Source organism: Leucobacter luti, from assembly GCF_050310065.1.
In the GTDB taxonomy this organism is placed as follows: Bacteria; Actinomycetota; Actinomycetes; order Actinomycetales; family Microbacteriaceae; genus Leucobacter; species Leucobacter luti_B.
In genome coordinates, this window is sequence record NZ_CP190007.1 from 953,311 (window position 1) to 973,500 (window position 20,190).

The window sequence follows — 20,190 nt, forward strand, 5'->3', positions numbered from 1 at the left end:
GGGAACGCTGGAGCCCAGGCGCCCGCGGCGCGCGGTTAGGCGACGCGCGCCGCGATGTCGGTGCGGTGCTGGCCGCCCTCGAGCCCGATGAGTGCGACGGCCTCGTAGGCGCGCTCGCGCGCCGCGGCGAAGCTGTCGCCGCGCGCAACGACGCCGAGCACGCGTCCGCCCGTCGCGATCCAGCCGCCCTCCGCGTCGCGCTTCGTCGCGGCGTGCACGAGGTGCACCCCGGGCACGGCGGCGGCCTCGTCGAGCCCAGTGAGCGCGCGGCCCGTGACGACCTCGCCGGGGTACCCCTCGCTCGCGACCACGACGATCACGGCGGGCTGCTCGGAGAACTCGGGCGCGGGCTGGGCGGGCAGCTCGCCCGTCGCCGCGGCCAGCAGGTAGCGGCTGAGGGGTGACTCGAGGCGCGCGAGCACGACCTGGGTCTCGGGATCGCCGAAGCGCGCGTTGAACTCGATGACGCGGACGCCCGTCGCGGTCACGATGAGGCCGCAGTAGAGGAGCCCCACGAACGGGGTGCCCTCGGCTTCGAGCTGGCGCACGGTGGGGAGCGCGACGGTGCGGGTGATCTCCTCGACGAAGTCGTCGGCGACCCAGGGGAGCGGGGAGTAGGCGCCCATGCCGCCCGTGTTGGGGCCCTCGTCGCCGTCGAAGATGCGCTTGTAGTCCTGAGCGGGGGTGAGCGCGACGACGTCGTGGCCGTCGGCGAAGAAGAAGAGTGAAACCTCCTGGCCGTCGAGGAATTCCTCGATGAGCACGTCGCCGTGCGGCGCCCAGGTGGCGACGTGCTCGAGCGCGGCGTCCCGGTCGGAGGTCACGAGCACGCCCTTGCCCGCGGCGAGCCCGTCGGCCTTCACGACGTAGGGGGCGCCGAACTCGTCGAGCACGCGGCCGGCGTCCTCGACGCCCGCGACGCGCTCGGCGCGGCCGGTGGGCACGTTCGCCTCGTCCATGATGCGCTTGGCGAAGGCCTTCGATCCCTCGAGCTGCGCTGCCGCGGCGTCGGGCCCGAACACGGGCACGCCAGCGGCGCGGAGCGGGTCGGCGACGCCCGCGACGAGCGGAGCCTCGGGGCCGACGACGACGAGGTCGAAGCCGCGCTCGGCGACGAATGCCGCGACCGCGTGCGGGTCGGTGTAGGCGAGCTCGGGCGTCTCGACGCCGCTCGCGGCGATCCCGGCGTTGCCGGGCGCGCAGACGATCTCGTGATCGGCCGACTCAGCGAGCAGGGCGAGGACAATGGCGTGTTCGCGGGCACCCGGCCCCAGGACGAGGATCTTCACCGCACCAGACTACCTGCCGCCGGGACCCTAGAGTGGAGGGCATGGCGAAGCGGAGAATCTCGCACGAGGACGGCATGGCTGCGGTCGCCGCCGTGCGGGCCACAGGGGTCGAGGGGGCGGCGCGCCCCGTGCTCGCGACGGCCGTGCGCTATCTGCTCGAGGAACTCGCGGAGCTCGCGCCGGGGAACACGGTCGAGCTGCGGGTGCCGCCATTCGGTGCGACGCAGTGCGTTGCGGGGCCCCGGCACACGCGCGGCACCCCGCCGAACGTGATCGAGACGGACGCGGCCACCTGGTTCGCGCTCGCCACGGGCGGGCTCAGCTGGGACGAGGCGGTCGCGCAGGCCCGCCTCGCGGCCTCCGGCGCTCGCGCGGATATCGCCCCGCTCCTTCCTATCCTTCGCTAGCCCGACGGGTCCCGGGCCGGGTGGTCAGACTCGCATGGCGGGGCTGAGAGAATGGAAGGTATGAACACGCCCGACCCCGCACCAGAACACGAGCCCGGATCCGCGCCCGAGCACGAGCCCGCACCCGAGCACGTCCCCGTCGTCCACGAGACCGAGCGCGAGGTCACGATCACCCGCTCGGTGCGTTACGGACGAGTGATCGCGGGGATGACGGTGCTCGGGATCCTGGTCGCCGTTGTCGCGAGCCTCGTGTTCCCGCTCGACCCTGAGGCGCAGTACACGCTCGCTCAGATCACGGGGTTCATGGCGCTCATTGGGGCGGCCATCGGGCTCGCGCTCGGCTGCCTGCTCGCGCTCATTCTTGGCGTCACGGCCCGGCGCAAGCGCGGAACCGCAATTGCCATCCATTCCGACGTGCAATAATCGCGAACACACAATCGAAATCGGAGTGCACTCATGCTCGGAAACCTTTCGGGATGGCACCTTCTCGCCATCCTCTTCGTCATCCTGCTCTTGTTCGGAGCGCCGAAGCTGCCTGGCCTCGCAAAGAGCCTCGGCCAGTCGATGCGCATCCTGAAGAAGGAGGTCCGCAGCGACCAGGATGGCGACGGTAGCCCGACGCAGAACGCGACGGATTCTGCGACCGCTGATCCGAAGCGCGATCTGCCATAATGATCTGACGCTTACGATCGGAGCCTCACCGCTATGTTCGGAAATCTTTCCGGCCCCACGCTGCTCGTTATCCTCTTCATCGTGCTGCTCCTCTTCGGTGCGCCGAAGCTGCCTGGTCTCGCGAAGAGCCTCGGCCAGTCGATGCGCATCCTGAAGAAGGAGGTCCGCAGCGACGCGGACGATGCTCAGGATCCGAGCGGCCAGACGGGTGAGCCCGCCACACCGACCGCCACGGCCGGCCCCCAGCACCCCGTGCCCGGTGCCGCCGGCGAGCGGCCGAACGGCGCCGCTGGCGGCGATCCGGAGCCGCCGGCCGGCCCGGTCGGCCCGGCCGTGCCGAAGGATCCCGAGGATCCCGGGACCGCACCGAAGGCTTAAGCCGAAGGCCTGATCCGGAACAGCTTCGCAACGACAGAGGCGCCGCCCCCGCGGGGACGGCGCCTCTGTCGTTGGCGGACGGGCTGGCCCCGGGCTCAGCTCTCCTGCGTGGCCTCGACCCAGGCGAGGTATTCCTCGTCGACGTTGCCCGCGATGTACTCGCCCGTGAAGCAGCTCTCCTCGAGCTCGGTGACCTCGGTCTGCCCCGCGAGGATCGCGCGGTTCATGCCCTCGACGGTCTGGTAGACGAGGTGATCCGCGCCCAGATCGGCGGCGATCTCTGCGGCGGTGCGCCCGTGCGCGATGAGCTCGTTGCGCGACGGCATATTGATGCCGTAGACATGTGGCGAGACGACGGGCGGGGCGGCCGAGGCGAAGATGACCGACTTGGCGCCCGCGGCCCTCGCCATCTCGACGATCTCGCGCGAGGTCGTGCCGCGCACGATCGAGTCGTCCACGATCAGCACATTCTTGCCCTTGAACTCGACGCTCATGGCGTTCAGCTTCTGGCGCACGCTGCGCTTGCGCACCGCCTGGCCCGGCATGATGAACGTGCGGCCGATGTAGCGGTTCTTGAAGAAGCCCTCGCGGTACTCGATCCCGAGCCGCTGCGCGACCTGCATGGCGCTCGGCCGCGCGGAGTCCGGGATCGGCATGACGACGTCGATCTCGGCGTCGGGCAGTTCCTTGCGGATCTGCTCGGCGAGCACGTCGCCGAGGCGGAGGCGCGCGTCGTAGACCGCGATGCCGCTCAGCACGGAGTCGGGGCGGGCGAGGTAGATGTACTCGAAGGCGCACGGGACGAGCTTCGTCTCCTTCGCGCACTGGCGCGAGGTCATCTTGCCGTCCGGCGTGATGAGGATGGCCTCGCCCGGATCGACGTCGCGGACGACCTCGTAGCCGCCGGACTCCAGCACGAGCGACTCGCTCGCGACGACCCACTCGTCGCCGCCGGTCGCGCTCGTGCGGCGGCCGAGCACGAGCGGGCGGATCCCGAACGGGTCGCGGAAGGCGAGGAGCCCGTAGCCCGCGATCAGCGCGATCGTGGCGTAGGAACCCTCGACGCGCTCGTGGACGCGGGCGACCGCGCCGAAGACCTGCTCCTCGTCGAGCGAAAGGCCCGTGATCCCGGCCTGCAGCTCGTTCGCGAGCACGTTGAGGAGGAGCTCCGTGTCGGAGTGGGTGTTCAGGTGGCGGCGATCCACGTTGTAGAGCTCGGCGGTGAGCTCGCGGGTGTTCGTGAGGTTGCCGTTGTGGACGAGGATGATGCCGTAGGGCGCGCCGACGTAGAACGGCTGCGCCTCCTCCTCCTGCGCGGCCGAGCCGCGGGTCGCGTAGCGCACGTGCCCGAGGCCGACGTTGCCCGTGAGCTGGCGCATGTCGCGGGTGCGGTATGCCTCGCGGACCTGGCCCTTCGCCTTCACCATGTGGAAGAAGTCACCGTCGAGGGTGGCGATCCCCGTCGAGTCCTGACCGCGGTGCTGCAGCAGCAGCAGGCTGTCGTAGATCTGCTGGTTGACGGGTTCGGGCGAAACGATTCCGACGATGCCGCACATGCTTCTTGGTCTGCTCCTTGGAGGGGGTGGAGCGTCAGGCAGACGCAACGACTAGTGTCGCACACTGCGCGGGGTGCTCGGTGCGGGTGCCTCCGGGGCTGGTTCGCTCCGGATCCGGATCAGGCTCGGGATCCGGAATCTGCGCGGGATCAGGCGGCCGCGCAGGGATCCGGCGCCCCGCGTTGGCAGGGTACGCTTGAGGGGTGAGCGAGAACGCGTCGATCTATGCCCAGTCCGGTGTCGACACCGAGGCGGGTGATCTTGCCGTCGAACTGATGAAGTCGGCGGTCTCCCGCACGCACGGTCCCGAGGTGATCGGGGGAGTCGGCGGATTCGCCGGGCTCTTCGACGCCTCCGCGCTGACGGGCTACAAGCGCCCGCTGCTCGCGAGCTCGACCGACGGCGTCGGCACGAAGGTCGCGATCGCGCAGGCGATCGACAAGCACGACACGATCGGCCAGGACCTCGTCGCGATGGTCGTCGACGACATCGTCGTCGTGGGCGCGAAGCCCCTGTTCATGACCGACTACATCGCGTGCGGCAAGGTCGTGCCGCAGCGCATCGCCGACATCGTGCGCGGGATCGCCGAGGCGTGCGAGGCGACGGGCACGGCGCTCGTCGGCGGCGAGACGGCCGAGCACCCCGGCCTCCTCGGGCCCGACGACTACGACGTCGCGGGGGCTGCGACGGGCGTCGTCGAGGCGGACAAGATGCTGAGCCCCGAGCTCGTGCGCGACGGCGACGTCGTGCTCGCGATGGCGGCATCCGGCCTGCACTCGAACGGCTTCTCGCTCGTGCGCCACATTCTCTCCGAGCGGGGGATCGGCTACGGGCAGCACAGCGCGGAGCTCGGCGCGAGCTACGGCGAGGCGCTGCTCGAGCCGACCGCGCTGTACACCTCGCCGCTCCTCCGGGTGCTCGAGGATCCGGCGCTCGACGGCGCGATTCACGCGCTCAGCCACGTCACGGGCGGCGGGATCGCCGCGAACCTGGCGCGCGTGCTGCCGCAGGGGGCCTGGGTCGAGGTGGAGCGGGCGAGCTGGTCGCCGCTTCCCGTGTTCCGGCACCTCGCGGAGCTCGGCGGGCACACGCTCGAGAGCCTCGAGTCGGCGTGGAACCTCGGGATCGGGATGTTCGCGGTCGTCGATGGGGCGCGGGCGCCGCAGGTCGCCGCCGCGCTCACCGCGCAGGGCCTCGAGACGTGGGTCGCCGGCGAGATTTCGACCGCCGCGCGCGACTTCGCGGGCTTCGAGCAGGGTGCGAAGGGCGTCGACGGCGGCGCCGTCCGCCTCGTGGGCGCCTACGCTTCCTAGCCGACCGGCCCCGCGCCGTCCGTACCGGCAAGGAGGGCGGTGGCTATGACGGCTAGGCCCTCGCCCCGGCCCGTGAAGCCGAGGTGGTCGGTCGTGGTCGCCGCGAGCGAGACCGGCGCGCCGACGAGCTCCGACATCACCCGCTGCGCCTCCTCCCGGCGCGCGGCGAATCGCGGTCGGTTGCCGACGATCTGCACCGACACGTTCACGGGCCCCCAGCCGGCCGCCGCGATCTTCGCGAGCGCCTGACGCACGAAGCCAGTGCTCGCGGCGCCCGCCGTCTCGTCCTGGTCGACGCCGACGAGCCCGCCGATGTCGCCGAGCCCCGCGGCGGAGAGCAGCGCGTCGACCACCGCGTGGCACACGGCGTCGCCGTCGCTGTGACCCGCGAGCCCTGGCTCGCCTGGCCAGTCGATTCCGGCGAGCCGGAGCGGCGCCGACTCGTCGTACTGGTGCACATCGAACCCGGTCCCGACGCGAATCATGCGCGGCCGCCCTTCTCGTCCTGCGTGTCCTGCGCGGCGAGCGCCTCGAGGAGCGCGTGATCGGCCGCCGTCGTGAGCTTGTGGGCGCGCATCTCGCCGGCGACCGTGCGCACGCGCCCGCCCGCCCGCTGCATCACCTCGGCGTCGTCGGTCGGGACGCCGGAGGATCCGGCCCCGGATCCGGATCCGGCACCGGCGGCCCCGGATCCGTGCTCCGCGTGCAGGGCGGCCGTCGCGTGGGCCGACTCGAGCGCCTCGCGCCGGAACCCCTGGGGCGTCTGCACCGCGACGAGCGCGGAGCGGTCGACGGTCTCGTGCACGATCCCGTCCCCGTCCACGCGCTTCAGCGTGTCGGCGACGGGCAGCGCTGGCACGACCGAGTCCCCGGTCCGCCTGACCTCCGCGAGCACCCGCTCGAAGAGCGGCGCGCCAGCGAGCGGCCGCGCCGCGTCGTGCACGAGCACGATCCCGACCTCCGCGGGCAGCGCCTCGATCCCGAACCGCACCGACTCGTGCCGCTCGCGCCCGCCGTGAACGACCGAGGTCTCCCACAGCGTGCCGGCGGGGAGCGCCTCGTCGACGAGCTCGAGCGCGCGCCCGGCCCAATCGTCCGGCACCACGACCACGAGATGCCCGGCGTGGGGGAGCGCCGCGATCGTGCGCACGCCCCGCTCGAGCAGTGTCTGCCCGCCGACCTCGACGAAGCCCTTCGGGATCCCAGCCCCGAGCCGCTCGCCGCGGCCGGCGGCGACCAGGATCACGCCGATCTCCGGACGCGCCCGCGGCGGCGCCTGTTCGGCCGAGGCAGCCCTCGGTGATTCGGATCCGCTCATACGCTCAGCGTACCGCCCCGGGTACGCGACAGCGCCCCGGCACGGAGTGCGCGGGGCGCTGTCAAGCGGGGTGACTAGGAGGCGAGCACCTGGTCGAGCACCTCGGAGGCCTGCTCCTCGTCCGTCTTCTCGGCGAGCGCGAGCTCCGAGACGAGGATCTGGCGCGCCTTTGCGAGCATGCGCTTCTCGCCTGCGGAGAGTGAGCGCACCTCCTGGTCGCGGCGCCACAGGTCGCGCACGACCTCGGAGACCTTGATGACGTCGCCGGAGGCGAGCTTCTCGAGGTTCGCCTTGTAGCGGCGTGACCAGTTCGTCGGCTCCTCCGTGAAGGGGGCGCGAAGCACCTCGAAGACCTGCTCGAGGCCCTCCTTGTCGATCACGTCGCGGACACCCACCAGGTCGCAGTTCTCAGCGGGCACCTCGATCGTGAGGTCGCCCTGGTTCACCTGGAGTTTGAGGAAGAGTTTCTCCTCGCCGCCGAGCTTGCGCTTCTTGACTTCAATGATCTTTGCGGCGCCGTGGTGGGGGTAGACGACGGTCTCTCCGACCTCAAATTGCATGGAGTGACTCCTTTACAGTCCAACCACTAGAATACCACACCCTGCGATCCCGAGTTAGGCTTGCCTAAGCTGCGTGTTCGCTGTGCTGACGGATATGATGGCTACGAACTGTGCCCGAGTCACTCGGCGCAGGTCATCGAATCGAAACTCGGCTCGGAGGAACACTTTGAAGATTCGGATCGCCTCGTCTGTAGCTCTCGCAGCGGCCATCGCGCTCGGCGCGACCGGTTGCGGCCTGATCGCACCGCAGAGTACGCTCCAGGCGTACGCACCGAGCGACGGCATCGATGTCAACGTCGGCGACGTCAAGCTGCGCAACGTCATGCTCATCGCGGATAAGACCGGTGAGAACTTCAACGTGGTGTTCGGTGCGGTGAACACGAGCGGTGAGGACCAGGACGTCACGATCGAGTTCTCCGGCGAGGGGTCGAACCGCGCGAGCGCAAACTTCACGATCCCCGAGGGCAACACGCTCTTCGGCAACCCGGAGGGTGACGAGGCTCCCGTGCTCGTCACGATCCCGAACCTGAAGCCCGGCTCGACGGTCACCGCGAACTTCCAGGTGAGCGGCGCCTCCGAGTCCGAGGCCCGCGTCACCGTGCTCGATGGAACGCTCCCCGAGTACGAGGACTACGTGCTCCCCGCCAGCTTCTCGCAGCAGGCCGATGAGACCAAGACCGAGCTCAAGACGGGCGCCGAGGACGAGAAGGCCGCCGAGTCGACGATCAACGACGACCAGCAGCAGTAAGGCTTCCCGCGGCAGTCGCCAGCGCAACGAGCAACGCCCCCGCAGTCGGACGACTGGCGGGGGCGTTGCTCGTTGTTCGTTGCTCGGTGCGCGCCTGACGCGGCCCGGATTCGGAGCCGGATCCGGATCCGGATCCGACTACCCGAAGCGGTAGCCGACGCCGCGCACGGTCGAGATGAGCTGCGGCTTCGAGGGCTCCTCCTCGATGCGGGCGCGGATGCGCTTAATGTGCACGTCGAGGGTCTTCGTGTCGCCGTAGTAGTTGCTGCCCCAAACGCGGTCGATCAGCTGGCCGCGCGTGAGCACGCGGCCGGAGTGCCGCATGAGCATCTCGAGCAGCTCGAACTCGCGCAGCGGCATCGCGATCTCCTCGCCGCGCACCTCGACCGAGTGCCGCTCGGAGTCGAGCCGGATGCCCTGCTCGTCGAGCACCATGACGTCCTGGTCGTCGGCCCGCTCCTCCTCCACAGCGCCGGAGCGACGGAGCGCGGCGCGCACGCGAGCGAGCAGCTCGCGCGTGGAGTACGGCTTCGTGATGTAGTCATCGGCGCCGAGTTCGAGGCCCACGACGATGTCGATCTCGCTGTCCTTCGCGGTCAGCATGATGATGGGGACTTGCGAGGTCTGCCTGATCGTGCGGCAGACTTCGGTGCCGGGCAACCCCGGCAGCATGAGATCGAGCAGGATCAGGTCGGGCTGGCCGGACTGGAAGGCCGTGACGGCGGCGGCCCCGTCGTCCACGACCGTGACCCGGTATCCCTCGCGTTCGAGCAGGAACGAGAGGGGCCGGGAAATCGACTCCTCGTCCTCGACGAGCAGGATGTGCTGTGCCACTAGCTGGTTCCCTTCGGTGATTCGGAGCCCGCGTGCGGGCGTGGGGTGTCGTGTCGGGGTTCAGGGGAGATCGTGCCGGGTGCGCCGGCGGCGCTCGCCCGCGAGGCGGCCTTTGCGAGCGATTTCTCGGCCGAACGCTTCAGCTTCTTCGCGCGCTTGGACGGCTTTTGCGCGGACTGGGCCTCGACGAGCGGGAAGGTGAGCGTGAAGCTCGACCCGACGCCGATCTGCGACCACACGTCGACATCGCCGCCGTGCGCGCGCATCGTGTGCCGGGCGATGCTCAGGCCGAGGCCCGTGCCGCCCTCGCCGCGGGTGCGCGCGCCATCCACGCGGTAGAAGCGCTCGAAGATCCGGGGAAGATGCTCCGCGGGGATTCCCTCGCCCTGGTCGGTGACCGTGACGAGGAACTGCTTCCGTTCGAACGTCATTCCGACACCGACGCGCTGGCCCTCCTCGGAGTGCCGGATCGCGTTGCTCAGGAGGTTCGCGATCGCCGCGCCCAGGGAAGTCGGCCTGCCGTACACGATGGCCTCGCGGTGCTGGGCATCATCGTCGGTGATGACGAGTTCGACGCCGTGCTGCGCTGCGTACGAGCGGTGCGACTCCACCTCGCCGCGCACGAGATCCCGCAGCGAGACGCGCTCGCGGTCCTCGGGGCGGAGCGAGGACTGCGCCTCGGAGAGCTGGATGATGTCGCGGGAGAGCTCGCCGAGCCGGCGTGCCTCCTTCACGAGGCTCTTGGAGAAGTCGCGCACGACCGGCGGCTCGTCCGCCGCGTGCTGCACGGCCTCAGCGAGCAGGCCGATCGCGGCGATCGGGGTCTTGAGCTCGTGACTCACGTTCGCGATGAAGTCGCGACGCATCGCGTTCACGCGCTGCTCCTCGCCGAGATCCTCCGCGAGGATCACGACGAAACGGCGCTGCAGGCGCACGATGTGGATCCGGACGGTGTCCGTCGGGTCGCCGGGATCCGGCTCGTGGGTGTCCGGGATCCCCGTCGACATGACCTGCCGCACCCGCTGCAGGAACTCCGGATCGGTGAGCTCCTCGTCGGTCAGGTGCCGCTCCTGCCTGGCCACCGGGTTTGCGTACACGGGGGCAAGCGCCGCGTCGAGTACGACGGCAAAGGTGTCCACTTCGTCGAGGATCGCCGTGGCCACCTCGGGGAGCTCTGGCCGCATCTCGGCGGACCGCCGGATGCCCGCCCGCCTGGCCGTCACGATGGCGAGCGTGATGCCTGCGCCGATCAGCGCGCCAAGGGCTGTCGAGGCGAGCACGATCAAGGTCGGATCCATGGTTCTCATCGTAGGCGCGGGCAAACTGAACGAACGGTAGAGTTCAACTGTTGTTCACCTGCTCGTGCGTCACGGTTCACCACCGCAGAACAGACTGATGAGGGTGCGCGTGGGCGCAGACGGAAGGAAAGGAACCGAATGCGTGAGGTCTTTCAGCAGTCACTGCGCGAGGTGCAGGACGGCTTGGTCAAGATTGCAGAGCTCGTCGAGGATGCAATTGAGAACGCGACGACCGCGTTCGGTAACTCGGATGTCGCTCTCGCCGAGCAGGTCATTGACGGCGCGGACGAGATCGAGGTGCTCGCCGCGGATCTCGATCAGCAGACGTTCGACATCCTCGCGAGGCAGCAGCCGGTCGCCTCTGACCTGCGTCTCATGGTGGGGGCGCTCCGGATGAGCGCTTCGCTCGAGCGCATGGCAGACCTGGCCCAGCACATCGCGCAGCTCGCGCGGTACCGCTACCCGGAGAGCGCGATCCCGAAGGGTCTGAAGAAGACGTTCGTGCGCATGGGAGCACTCGACGTCGAGATGGCCGCCAAGATCGTGGAGCTGCTCCGTGAGCAGGATCCCGCGGTGATCGAGGAGGTGCGGGATCTCGACGACGACCTCGACGAGCTGCACGCCAAGGTGTTCGAGAAGGTGCTGAGCGACAAGCTCACTGACAACCCGACCGGGGTCGTCGACGCGACGCTCGCGAGCCGCTACCACGAGCGCTTCGGCGATCACGCGGTGAGCGTCGCGAAGCAGATGCAGTTCTTCCTGCACGGCTCAACCGACTGAGCCGATCGGGCCCGCTCGCGGGCTCGCTCGAATCATGACACCCGGAGGGGCGTCGGCCCGTGAGGTGCCGGCGCCCCTCCGCCGCTAGGCTGGACCCGTGAAACAACGCCTCTACGACTCCCGCATCCAGGCCGTCGTCGACTTCGAACCGCTCGTCGCGGGGAAGGTCGGCCTCTACGTCTGCGGTCCGACGGTGCAGTCGGCGCCGCACATCGGACACCTGCGGAGCGCGCTCGTCTATGACCAGATGCGGCGCTGGTTTGAGGCGAGCGGAAACGAGGTCACGCTGATCCGCAACGTGACCGACATCGACGACAAGATCCTCGAGAACGCCCGGATCGCCAGCGAGCAGGGCTCCTCGGAGGAGTGGTGGGGGCTCGCGTACCGCGTGGAGCGTGAGTTCACCGCGGCCTACGACGCGCTCCGCGTGCAGGCGCCCGACTACGAGCCGCGCGCCACGGCAAACGTCGCGGAGATGATCGCGCTCATCGAGCGGCTGATCGCCCGCGGGCATGCCTACCCCGCTGCCGATGGCTCCGCGAGCGTCTACTTCGACACGGCCAGCTGGCCGGCATATGGCGCGCTCACGAGGCAGAGCCGTGAGCAGATGGAGGACGCCGCGGACTCCGAGCCGGTCGGCAAGAAGGACCCGCGTGACTTCGCGCTCTGGAAGGCGTACCGCGACTCAGAGCCAGCGTCGGCCTCATGGGACTCGCCGTGGGGCCGGGGACGGCCCGGCTGGCACATCGAGTGCTCCGCGATGGCGACGCGCTACCTTGGCGAGGAGTTCGACATCCACGGCGGCGGGCTTGATCTGCGCTTCCCGCACCACGAGAACGAGCTCGCGCAGTCGCAGGCGGCCGGCCAGCCCTTCGCGAGGCACTGGATCCACAACGGCCTCGTGAACACGGGTGGCCAGAAGATGTCGAAGTCGCTCGGCAACTCGCTGTTTGCCGCGGACCTGCTCGCGGCGGCGCGGCCCATCGTGCTCCGCTACTTCCTCGGCTCAGCGCACTACCGCTCCGTGCTCGAGTTTTCGGAGTCCTCCCTGGCCGAGGCGGGGGCCGCCTTCGAACGCATCGAGGGCTTCCTCGATCGTGCCATCGAGGCTAGCGAGTCCGGGGGCGATTCCGTCGTCGGCGACGACCTGCCAGCGGCGTTCGCAGAAGCCATGTACGATGACTTCTCGGTCCCGCAGGCCCTCGCCGTCCTGCACAGCACCGTCCGGGCCGGCAACTCGGCGCTCGACTCCGGGGATGCCCCGGAGGCCCTGCGCCTCGCCCGCGCGACGCTCGCGATGCTCGACGTGCTCGGCATCAACCCGCGCTCCGAGGAGTGGTCGGGAGCCGGATCCGGAAGCGGATCCGAGGCAGCGGAGTCGGCGCTCGACGCACTCGTCTCGGCACTCGCGGCCGAGCGAGCAGAGGCGCGCGCGGCCAAGGACTTCGCCACGAGCGACGCGATCCGCGACCGTCTGCTCGGCGCAGGGATCGCACTTGAAGACACCCCGAATGGAACCCGCTGGAGCCTGACATGACGAACAAGAAGAACCGCACCGGAGCGGTGCGCAAGAAGGGCCTCGGCAAGGCCGTCGGATCGGGCGGCCAGGGCCGCCAGGCGCTCGAGGGCCGCGGACCGACGCCGCGCGCGGAGGACCGCGAGTACCACCCCGCGGCGAAGGCCAAGGCCGCGCGCGAGCGCTACCAGGCGGCCAAGGATCGCCACGCCGCCCGCACGGGGCGCGCCCCCGAGCGCGGCGGCGCCCGCGGCGGGCAGAAGGGGAAGAAGCAGGACGAGCACGAGCTCGTGACCGGGCGGAACGCGGTGCTCGAGGCGCTGCGCGCGAAGATCCCCGCGACCGTGCTCTACATCGCGGCAAAGATCGAGATGGACGACCGGGTACGCGAGATCCTGCGTCTCGCGACGAATCGCGGCATCGCGGTGCTCGAGGTCATGCGCCCCGAGCTCGACCGCATGACGGATCGGGACACCGTGCACCAGGGCATCGTGCTCAAGGTGCCGCCCATGGAGTACGCGCACCCGCTCGAGATGCTCGACGAGGTGATCGACCGCGACCAGACCCCGCTGTTCGTGGCCCTCGACGGCGTCACGGATCCGCGCAACCTCGGCGCGATCATCCGCTCGGTGGCCGCCTTCGGCGGGCAGGGCGTCATCGTGCCGCAGCGCCGCTCGGCCGCGCTCAACTCGGCTGCGTGGAAGACGTCGGCTGGCGCCGCAGCGCGCATCCCCGTCGCGATGGCCTCGAACCTGACCCAGACGCTCAAGGAGCTGAAGAAGCAGGGCGTCTTCGTGATCGGCCTCGACGGGGGCGGCGACCAGGAGCTCCCAGGCCTCGAACTCGCCGACCGGCCGCTCGTGCTCGTGATCGGGAGCGAGGGCAAGGGCCTGTCCCGTCTCGTCACGGAGCACTGCGACGCGATCGTGTCGATCCCGATCCACACCGCGACCGAGTCGCTGAACGCGGGCATCGCGGCAAGCGTCGCGCTCTATGAGGTGTCAAAGCTGCGCGCCGAGCGCGGCGAGTAGTCTGCGGACCCGCGGGAGCGGTCCTGATCCCGAGCCGTTCCCGCGGACTACAAGACGACCAGCTCGGTCGCGCGCCAGCGCCCGCCCGAGTGCTCGAACCGGATCGACACGGCCACTGCGCGCGGCTTCGCGTGCAGGATCACCGTCGCCTCGATGATGCCGGGCCGCGGCATCTGCGCGTGCACCGGGCCGGGCTGCGCGACGACGCGCCGATCGTCGTGCAGGATCGAACGACGCTCGGTGCGGAGCGCCCGGCGCTCGGAAAGCACCTCGGCGACGGGCGGCGTGATCCAGGCGCCGAGCTGGGCCACGGCCCGCACGCCCTCGAGCACCTCGAAGGCCGCGAGCGCCAGACAGCGGATGGTCTGGGTGTCGAGGAGCGGCGGCAACTTCGGCTCCGCCCGACGCGGCCCAGCGTCGGAGACAACGCGGAGATCCCGGCGCGGAGTGAAGCGGCCGTCGTCGCGCTCCTCCTCGAGGTCGTCGAGAATACTGCTGGGAGCGGGGAGGGAGGCTGGCGACACTGCGGGTTCCCTTCGAGAAACCGGGCACTCCGGCCCGATCCCCCCGGCGTGCCCGCGGATCGTCCCGCGGGAAATGGTTTCCGTTTTCAATTTAGAAAGCAAACACTCTGCCGGGTCAAGTGGCGCCTGCACCCAGTGCGTGCTCGCACAAGGCGTCTGAGGTGACCCGGGCGACGGTTTGGGCCGCTCGCCTCACCGGAGTGCCCTAGGCTTGACGGGTGGCAACTCTGCGGAACCTCGCGACGAAATACTCATCCCTCGACGAAGAGGAGATCGAGTGGCTCGAGCTGCTCGCCCTCGACTGGCAGCTGATCGCGGACCTCGCGCTGAGCGACGTCGTGCTGTGGGTGCCGACCGATGAGGGCGGCTACCTCGCGGTCGCGCACGCCCGACCCGCTGGCTCAGTCACGCTCTTCTACCGTGACGTGATCGGGGAGTATCTGCGCCCGGACTGGCGCGAGCTCGTCGACGAGGCCATGGCGACGGGGCAGCCGGCCGTGTCGACCTCGCCCGCCTGGTACGAGGAGAACCCGATGCGGCTCTCGGCGTTCTCGGTGAGCAAGTGCGAGGCGAACGGCGAACTGCGGGGGCCGTTCGCGGTCGTCACGGTGCACACGAGCATCGCCGACACGCAGAACGCGTCGCGCATGGGCGCGGCGTTCCGCGAGGTCGCCGTCGACCTGCTCTCCATGATCCAGTGCGGGCTCTTCCCCTCGCCGAGCAACGGTCGCGGCGGTGAGCAGGGATCGCCGCGCGCCTCGGACGGGCTGGTCCGGATCAACCTCGACGGGATCGCGACGTTCGCGAGCCCCAACACGCAGAGCATCTTCAACTCGCTGGGCTACCGCGACGAGATCGAGGGCGAGAACTTCGCCGAGGTCATCGCCGAGGTCGTGAAGGGGCAGTTCGACACCGACGAGTCGCTTCCGCTCGTCGCGCAGGGCAAGATCGCGAAGCGTACCGAGATCGACGCGCGCGGCCGCACGGTCGCCCTCCGCTCGATCCCGGTCGTGCGCGACGGCGCGCGGGTCGGCGGGATCGTGCTCACGCGCGACGTCACCGAGCTCAGGCAGCAGGCCCAGGAGCTCATTACCAAGGACGCGACGATCCGCGAGATCCACCACCGTGTGAAGAACAACCTGCAGACGGTCGCCTCCCTCCTGCGCGTGCAGGCTCGCCGCGCGCGCAGCGAAGAGGCGAAGCAGGTGCTCGGGCAGGCGATGCGCCGCGTGGCAGCGATCGCGGTCGTGCACGACACGCTCTCGACCGGGCTGTCGCAGATCGTCGACTTCGACGTGGTATTCGACCGCGTGCTCGGGCTCGCGGCCGAGGTCGCGAGCCTCCACAGCACGACCGTGCACCCGCGCAAGGAGGGCGAGTTCGGCGAGCTGCCCTCGGAGTACGCGACGCCGCTCGCGCTCGCGCTCACGGAGATCGTGACGAACGCCGTCGAGCACGGGCTTGCGGGGCGGGAGGGCGAGGTCTTCATCCGCGCCGACCGCACCGATGAGCGACTGAGCGTAGAGGTCATCGACACGGGCACGGGGCTCCCCGGCGGCACCGTGGGCGACGGGCTCGGCACGCAGATCGTGCGCACGCTCATCGAGGGCGAGCTCGGCGGCAGCATCACCTGGGGGCCGGACGAACGCGGGGGCACCCGCGTGGCCGTTCAGATCCCGCTGCACTGGATCTCGGCCCAGACACGCGAGATCCCCCGCATCCAGCCCTGAGCCGCGCGGCCGCGGGGTTCGTTCTGGCTGTGCCTTGCCGGTTCTGCGCTCGATGTGCGGTTTCTCCCTGATAAATGGCTCGGGTGGGGCAGAACCGGCAAGGTGGGTCAGGGGCGCGGCGAGCGGTTCCGGATCAGGACCACGGCGCCCACGACGAGGAGCAGCACGCCGAGCCCGATCGTCGTGAGGATCAGCCAGGTGTTGGCGTCGAGGGTCGACCCGCTGAAGCGCAACTGCGCGATGAACGCGCAGAACGCGAGGATCAGCGCGCCCCAGACGATGGGGCTCGTCCGCGGCCCGGTGCGGTCGCTGACCTCGGATTCCCGAGCGTGCTCGTCGGGCGCAGGCGGCCGAGGTGCCGGTGTCTCCGCGGCACCGGGAAGCGGCGTCGTGGGTGCGTCCGGGGGAGTGAGCCCCGGATCCGGAGCTGCGGGCCTCGGTTCTGCGGGGTCCGGTGTGAGCGGCGTCGTGTTCATCGTGCGAGCTCCTTTTCCAGCTGTGCGATCTCGTCGCGGAGGTCATCCCGTTCGGAGCGCAGGTCCTTCCGGTCGGCCGAATCGATGCCCGGCTCGGTCAGCTGCCATTGGACGCGCTCGAGTTCCTCTTTCGCGTCACTGAGTTGGGCCTCGGAGCTCTGGCGCTCGAGTGAATCCGTGCTCGACCGGCCGGATGATTCGGGATCGGCCGTCCGCACGGTCGTGTTGCCCGCGAACTGAAAGATGGTGATCCGCGTGGCGCCCGACTTCTCCTTCTCGCTCGCACCCCGGGGAAGGTTCGAGAACGTCTCCGAGATGAACGGCCCAGAAACCCGCTCGCCGACACGACCCGCGAGGATCCGCACCTGCACCACGGTGGGATGCTCCTCCGGCAGGGTGATCCGCACGTTGCCCGCGAACTGCCAGACTGAGGTGCCCTCGGCGTTCTCCCCGATCCGGGGAGTGTCGAGGTCGCGCAGGTCGAGCGAGATGTTCCCCGCGACCATGACGATTCCTGGCGTGCTCGTGTCCGTCGTGCTCACATTGCCGAAGAGCCGGTAGGACGAGCCCCACGGGAAGACCGCCGTGACCGCGATCGCAATCACACCGCACGCCGAGAGGAACCCGATCCAGCCACTGTTCTTGCCCCGGATCCCAACGATGATGAGGGACACGGCGAGCGCGGCGACGGCCGCGAGCAGCGCTGGGAGCGCGGGATCAGTGCCGCCGGGGCCGAGCGCCCAGGCCGCGCCGGCGGCCGCCGCAAGCAGCGCGCCTGCGAGGGTCAGGATGACGTGCGCGGCACCGAGCCTGCGCGCGTCGTGGTGCTCCGCGTAGCGTGCGCTCCACTCGTCGGCCTTCCGCCCCGCGTCGGCGCCCCATTCGCTGGCCTTCTCGCCGGCGCGGCGGCCCCAGTCGTCCGCTTGCTCGGCGCAGCTCGGAGGGTGCGGCGGCGCGTCAGGCTGCGGCTGCGGCATCGGTCCAGGCTGCGGCTGCGATTGCGGCCGATCCGCCGCGTAGCTCGCCGTGGTCGCGGCGCCCGTCGCCGGCTCGTCCACAGGGTTCGGGTCGGCAGCCGTGCTGCCTGCGCCCCGCTCGCGGCCGCGGCGAATGATCGCGCGGCGCACGACGATGAACCCCGCAACGACGACGGCGACCCAGAACAGCCAGGTGAGCGTGGAGGAGAGCCAGGTCGGGAAGCCGAGCAGGGCGAAGAGCCCGCCGGGCCAATCGCCGAACCAGGGCAGGCCCAAGCGTGGCCCCGAGAACCCGAGGGTGACCGGGGTCAGAATCGCGCCGACCAGGACGATTGCCCCGATCACAGTCGCGACGACGACCCCGGTCTCCGCTCGCCCCCTGAGGACCTCCTGCACGTGGATCCTGCCGGAGGCGTCTGGCAGGAGGAGCCAGCCGGCGATGTAGAGCAGAATGCCTGGCCCGCCGAGAAGTGCGAGCACGACGAAGAGCCCGCGGACGATGAGCGGGTCGATTCCGGCGCGCGCCGCGATCCCGCCTGCCACGCCCGCGAACCAGCGATCCGAGCTGCGGATGATGCCGAGGCCCCGGATCCATGCGAAGAATCCGTCGCCGCCGTGGGCGGGGGATTCCTGAGGGGGAGACTGTTCGTTCATGCTTCCAGTGTGGCTTTCAGCGCCACGCCGGGCTATCGGGGTTTCCCCTCATTCGCCCCTGAGATGTGGCGTCCGTCGACCCCGATGTCGGTGGTTGCTGCTTTGATTGAGGCATGACCCGGCCGCCGCTCGTACGCCCCCGCGAGGAGAACTCGCTCGCCGGCGTCTGTGCTGGGCTTTCGGCGCATCTCGGCATCCCGGTCACGTCGGTCAGGATCGGCATGCTTGCGCTGACACTGCTGGGCGGTGCGGGGGCCATGCTGTATGCGTGGTTGTGGATGCTGGTGCCGCGAGAGGGCGAGACGGCGCCGGTCCTGCATCTCAGGGAGGCGCTTACGCGACCTGCGAATCCGGATCGGGATCCGGATCGGGATCCGGATCTTGCCACCGCGCAGGGTCCGCCCTCGGCGTTCGCGGGGGATGCGGCCCGTGCCGCGGGCGGAGACCCGGATCCGCCCGGGATCCCGGCCCCACGTCAACCGCGCAGGTGGCCCGTCGCCGAGCTCCTCCTCGGTGCAGTGCTGCTTCTGGTCGGGCTCGCGCTCGTGCTGGATCGTCTCGGCCTGCACCTCAACCTCGAGGTGATCCTGCCGACGCTCGCGGTGCTCGTCGGGGTCGCCCTGACCTGGTGGCAGATCGCAGATCGCGGGCGCCCCGAGCGCAACCCGCTGCCCCGCGTGCTGGGCGCGCTCGCGCTCGTGGCGGTCGGCGTGCTCATGTTCTTCATCACCTCGGACGAGCCGAACGCCTGGACCGTGGTGTCGGCCGCGGTCGCGGTGCTCGCGGGCGTCGCCCTTGCGATCGCGCCCTGGCTGCTGCGGCTGAACCGCGAGCTGATGGCGGAGCGGGCCGCGCGCGCGAGGGAGGCCGAGCGCTCCGACATCGCTGCGCACCTGCACGACTCGGTGCTCCAAACCCTCGCGCTCATCCAGCAGCGCTCGGACCCGGGAAGCGAGGTCGCGCGCATCGCGAGGGGCCAGGAGCGTGAGCTGCGTGACTGGCTGTTCCGCACTGCGGACGGCGCGGCTGCGCCGCCGCGCGAGGCGGTGGCGACCGAGCTCAGGGCCCACGCCGCGGCACTCGAGGAGCAGCACGAGGTGCGATTTGACGTGATCTCCGTGGGTGGGGGCGAGCGCGAGCAGGTGCCTGAGCCGATCGTGGCCGCCGCGAAGGAGGCGATGCTCAACGCGGCTCGGCACGCGGGCGGCACCGTCACCGTCTACATCGAGATCGCGGGAGAAAAGTGCGCGATCGACGTGACCGATCGCGGCCCCGGCCTCGTCCTCGACCGCATCGAGGAGGGTCGGATGGGGGTCCGGGAGTCAATCCTCGGCAGAATGGAGCGTGCGGGCGGCAGCGCCAGAATTGTGCCTGGACCGGGCGGCGGCACCTCAGTCCGGCTCAGTATTGCGTCGGTGCCGGCGTCGGCTGGACCCGAGGGGAGCGGATGACATGACTGAGGGAAAGACGATCAGCGTCGTGATCGTGGACGACCACCAGATCTTCAGGACCGGACTCCGGGCCGAGCTCGGCCCGGAGCTCGAGGTGGTGGGCGAGGCCGCGACCGTCGACGAGGCCGTCGAGACGATCCTGCGGGAGCGGCCTGAGGTCGTCCTCCTCGATGTCCACCTGCCAGGCGGGGACGGGGGCGGAGGCGCCGAGGTGATCCGGCGCGTGTCGGGTCGCAGCGACCCGGGCGTCACGCGGTTCCTCGCCCTCAGCGTCTCCGACGCCGCGGACGACGTGGTGAGCGTGATTCGCGCGGGCGCCAGGGGCTACCTCACCAAGGCCAGCTCGGGAGCCGAGGTGACGGCGGCCGTCGCGAGCGTGCACTCCGGCGATGCCGTGTTCTCGCCCCGCCTCGCGGGCTTCGTGCTCGACGCGTTCGGCACGGGCAGCGGAGAAACCGCGGGCGACGACGACGAGCTCGACCGCCTCACCGAGCGCGAGCAGGAGGTCATGCGGATGATCGCCCGCGGCTACGCCTACAAGGAGGTCGCCGCGGAGCTGTTCCTCTCGGTCAAGACGGTCGAGACCCACGTCTCGAAGGTGCTGCGCAAGCTCCAGCTCTCCAACCGGCACGAGCTGACGGCCTGGGCACTCTCGCGAAGGCTCCTCTAGCAGGCGGG

General features: G+C 70.2%; 22 protein-coding genes. 12 read left to right on the forward strand and 10 right to left on the reverse strand.

What is annotated here, in order from left to right; all coding sequences use genetic code 11:
* Nucleotides 1-35 precede the first annotated feature (35 nt).
* The gene (purD, locus tag ACOPJ3_RS04350; RefSeq protein ID WP_427870611.1) at nucleotides 36-1,289 is read right to left on the reverse strand and encodes a phosphoribosylamine--glycine ligase; all 1,254 of its coding nucleotides are present in this window, start codon (nucleotides 1,287-1,289) and stop codon (nucleotides 36-38) included.
* 41 nt (nucleotides 1,290-1,330) lie between these two features.
* Here purD and ACOPJ3_RS04355 point away from each other — a divergent pair, with 41 nt between their 5' ends.
* The 4 genes from ACOPJ3_RS04355 to ACOPJ3_RS04370 are packed head-to-tail and all read left to right on the forward strand — an operon-like array spanning nucleotide 1,331 to nucleotide 2,746.
* A complete protein-coding gene (locus tag ACOPJ3_RS04355) occupies nucleotides 1,331-1,696 on the forward strand; it encodes a sterol carrier family protein (protein WP_427870612.1) in 366 nt (121 codons plus the stop codon).
* A gap of 60 nt (nucleotides 1,697-1,756) precedes the next feature.
* Nucleotides 1,757-2,119 (forward strand): hypothetical protein, encoded by a 363-nt coding sequence (locus ACOPJ3_RS04360; protein WP_427870613.1) that lies wholly within the window; start codon nucleotides 1,757-1,759, stop codon nucleotides 2,117-2,119.
* Nucleotides 2,120-2,152: 33 nt separating this feature from the next.
* Nucleotides 2,153-2,368, forward strand: a complete 216-nt coding sequence (gene tatA / locus ACOPJ3_RS04365; protein ID WP_427870614.1) for a twin-arginine translocase TatA/TatE family subunit — start codon at nucleotides 2,153-2,155, stop codon at nucleotides 2,366-2,368.
* Nucleotides 2,369-2,401: 33 nt separating this feature from the next.
* The gene (locus ACOPJ3_RS04370; RefSeq protein ID WP_427870615.1) at nucleotides 2,402-2,746 is read left to right on the forward strand and encodes a twin-arginine translocase TatA/TatE family subunit; all 345 of its coding nucleotides are present in this window, start codon (nucleotides 2,402-2,404) and stop codon (nucleotides 2,744-2,746) included.
* A 95-nt stretch (nucleotides 2,747-2,841) separates the two neighbouring features.
* Here the strand turns inward: ACOPJ3_RS04370 and purF are convergent, their stop codons facing one another.
* Complete coding sequence (purF, locus tag ACOPJ3_RS04375; protein ID WP_427870616.1) at nucleotides 2,842-4,302, reverse strand: amidophosphoribosyltransferase; 1,461 nt, start codon at nucleotides 4,300-4,302, stop codon at nucleotides 2,842-2,844.
* A gap of 203 nt (nucleotides 4,303-4,505) precedes the next feature.
* Between purF and purM the strand changes: the two genes are divergently transcribed.
* Nucleotides 4,506-5,615 carry a phosphoribosylformylglycinamidine cyclo-ligase gene (purM, locus tag ACOPJ3_RS04380; protein WP_427870617.1) on the forward strand — a complete coding sequence of 370 codons (1,110 nt, stop codon included), beginning with the start codon at nucleotides 4,506-4,508 and terminating at the stop codon, nucleotides 5,613-5,615.
* Here the strand turns inward: purM and ispF are convergent.
* The 3 genes from ispF to ACOPJ3_RS04395 all read right to left on the reverse strand — a co-directional run bounded on the left by ispF (nucleotide 5,612) and on the right by ACOPJ3_RS04395 (nucleotide 7,493).
* Nucleotides 5,612-6,100 carry a 2-C-methyl-D-erythritol 2,4-cyclodiphosphate synthase gene (gene ispF / locus ACOPJ3_RS04385; RefSeq protein ID WP_427870618.1) on the reverse strand — a complete coding sequence of 163 codons (489 nt, stop codon included), beginning with the start codon at nucleotides 6,098-6,100 and terminating at the stop codon, nucleotides 5,612-5,614. The genes purM and ispF overlap by 4 nt on opposite strands.
* Nucleotides 6,097-6,933, reverse strand: coding sequence for a 2-C-methyl-D-erythritol 4-phosphate cytidylyltransferase (gene ispD / locus ACOPJ3_RS04390; protein ID WP_427870619.1), 837 nt, complete (start codon nucleotides 6,931-6,933; stop codon nucleotides 6,097-6,099). The genes ispF and ispD overlap by 4 nt, the downstream gene beginning before the upstream one ends.
* A 74-nt stretch (nucleotides 6,934-7,007) precedes the next feature.
* On the reverse strand, nucleotides 7,008-7,493 hold the full coding sequence (locus tag ACOPJ3_RS04395; RefSeq protein WP_427870620.1) for a CarD family transcriptional regulator: 486 nt from the start codon (nucleotides 7,491-7,493) through the stop codon (nucleotides 7,008-7,010).
* A 166-nt stretch (nucleotides 7,494-7,659) separates the two neighbouring features.
* Between ACOPJ3_RS04395 and ACOPJ3_RS04400 the strand changes: the two genes are divergently transcribed.
* Nucleotides 7,660-8,241, forward strand: a complete 582-nt coding sequence (locus ACOPJ3_RS04400) for a DNA modification methylase (RefSeq protein WP_427870621.1) — start codon at nucleotides 7,660-7,662, stop codon at nucleotides 8,239-8,241.
* Between the two features lie 138 nt (nucleotides 8,242-8,379).
* Here ACOPJ3_RS04400 and ACOPJ3_RS04405 read toward each other — a convergent pair whose 3' ends face one another.
* Both ACOPJ3_RS04405 and ACOPJ3_RS04410 read right to left on the reverse strand, forming a co-directional pair.
* A complete protein-coding gene (locus tag ACOPJ3_RS04405; protein ID WP_427870622.1) occupies nucleotides 8,380-9,075 on the reverse strand; it encodes a response regulator in 696 nt (231 codons plus the stop codon).
* On the reverse strand, nucleotides 9,075-10,373 hold the full coding sequence (locus tag ACOPJ3_RS04410; protein ID WP_427870623.1) for a sensor histidine kinase: 1,299 nt from the start codon (nucleotides 10,371-10,373) through the stop codon (nucleotides 9,075-9,077). The genes ACOPJ3_RS04405 and ACOPJ3_RS04410 overlap by 1 nt, the downstream gene beginning before the upstream one ends.
* A gap of 138 nt (nucleotides 10,374-10,511) precedes the next feature.
* Between ACOPJ3_RS04410 and phoU the strand changes: the two genes are divergently transcribed.
* The 3 genes from phoU (at nucleotide 10,512) to rlmB (ending at nucleotide 13,700) form a co-directional block, all read left to right on the forward strand.
* A complete protein-coding gene (gene phoU / locus ACOPJ3_RS04415) occupies nucleotides 10,512-11,153 on the forward strand; it encodes a phosphate signaling complex protein PhoU (RefSeq protein WP_427870624.1) in 642 nt (213 codons plus the stop codon).
* 97 nt (nucleotides 11,154-11,250) lie between these two features.
* Nucleotides 11,251-12,690, forward strand: a complete 1,440-nt coding sequence (cysS, locus tag ACOPJ3_RS04420; protein WP_427870625.1) for a cysteine--tRNA ligase — start codon at nucleotides 11,251-11,253, stop codon at nucleotides 12,688-12,690.
* On the forward strand, nucleotides 12,687-13,700 hold the full coding sequence (gene rlmB / locus ACOPJ3_RS04425) for a 23S rRNA (guanosine(2251)-2'-O)-methyltransferase RlmB (RefSeq protein ID WP_427870626.1): 1,014 nt from the start codon (nucleotides 12,687-12,689) through the stop codon (nucleotides 13,698-13,700). Before cysS ends, rlmB begins: the two co-directional genes overlap by 4 nt.
* A 47-nt stretch (nucleotides 13,701-13,747) precedes the next feature.
* On the opposite strand, the gene ACOPJ3_RS04430 is transcribed toward rlmB, so the two are convergent.
* Nucleotides 13,748-14,224: an Rv3235 family protein gene (locus ACOPJ3_RS04430; RefSeq protein WP_427870627.1), complete on the reverse strand. Its 477-nt coding sequence runs from the start codon at nucleotides 14,222-14,224 to the stop codon at nucleotides 13,748-13,750.
* Between the two features lie 218 nt (nucleotides 14,225-14,442).
* Between ACOPJ3_RS04430 and ACOPJ3_RS04435 the strand changes: the two genes are divergently transcribed.
* Complete coding sequence (locus ACOPJ3_RS04435) at nucleotides 14,443-15,954, forward strand: sensor histidine kinase (RefSeq protein WP_427870628.1); 1,512 nt, start codon at nucleotides 14,443-14,445, stop codon at nucleotides 15,952-15,954.
* Between the two features lie 107 nt (nucleotides 15,955-16,061).
* On the opposite strand, the gene ACOPJ3_RS04440 is transcribed toward ACOPJ3_RS04435, so the two are convergent.
* Both ACOPJ3_RS04440 and ACOPJ3_RS04445 read right to left on the reverse strand, forming a co-directional pair.
* A complete protein-coding gene (locus tag ACOPJ3_RS04440; RefSeq protein WP_427870629.1) occupies nucleotides 16,062-16,430 on the reverse strand; it encodes a hypothetical protein in 369 nt (122 codons plus the stop codon).
* Nucleotides 16,427-18,061, reverse strand: a complete 1,635-nt coding sequence (locus tag ACOPJ3_RS04445) for a PspC domain-containing protein (protein ID WP_427870630.1) — start codon at nucleotides 18,059-18,061, stop codon at nucleotides 16,427-16,429. The genes ACOPJ3_RS04440 and ACOPJ3_RS04445 overlap by 4 nt, the downstream gene beginning before the upstream one ends.
* A gap of 113 nt (nucleotides 18,062-18,174) precedes the next feature.
* Here ACOPJ3_RS04445 and ACOPJ3_RS04450 point away from each other — a divergent pair, with 113 nt between their 5' ends.
* Together ACOPJ3_RS04450 and ACOPJ3_RS04455 are read left to right on the forward strand one after the other, a co-directional pair.
* A complete protein-coding gene (locus ACOPJ3_RS04450; protein ID WP_427870631.1) occupies nucleotides 18,175-19,512 on the forward strand; it encodes a PspC domain-containing protein in 1,338 nt (445 codons plus the stop codon).
* 1 nt (nucleotide 19,513) lies between these two features.
* Complete coding sequence (locus tag ACOPJ3_RS04455; RefSeq protein ID WP_427870632.1) at nucleotides 19,514-20,182, forward strand: LuxR C-terminal-related transcriptional regulator; 669 nt, start codon at nucleotides 19,514-19,516, stop codon at nucleotides 20,180-20,182.
* The last annotated feature ends 8 nt before the right edge of the window (nucleotides 20,183-20,190 follow it).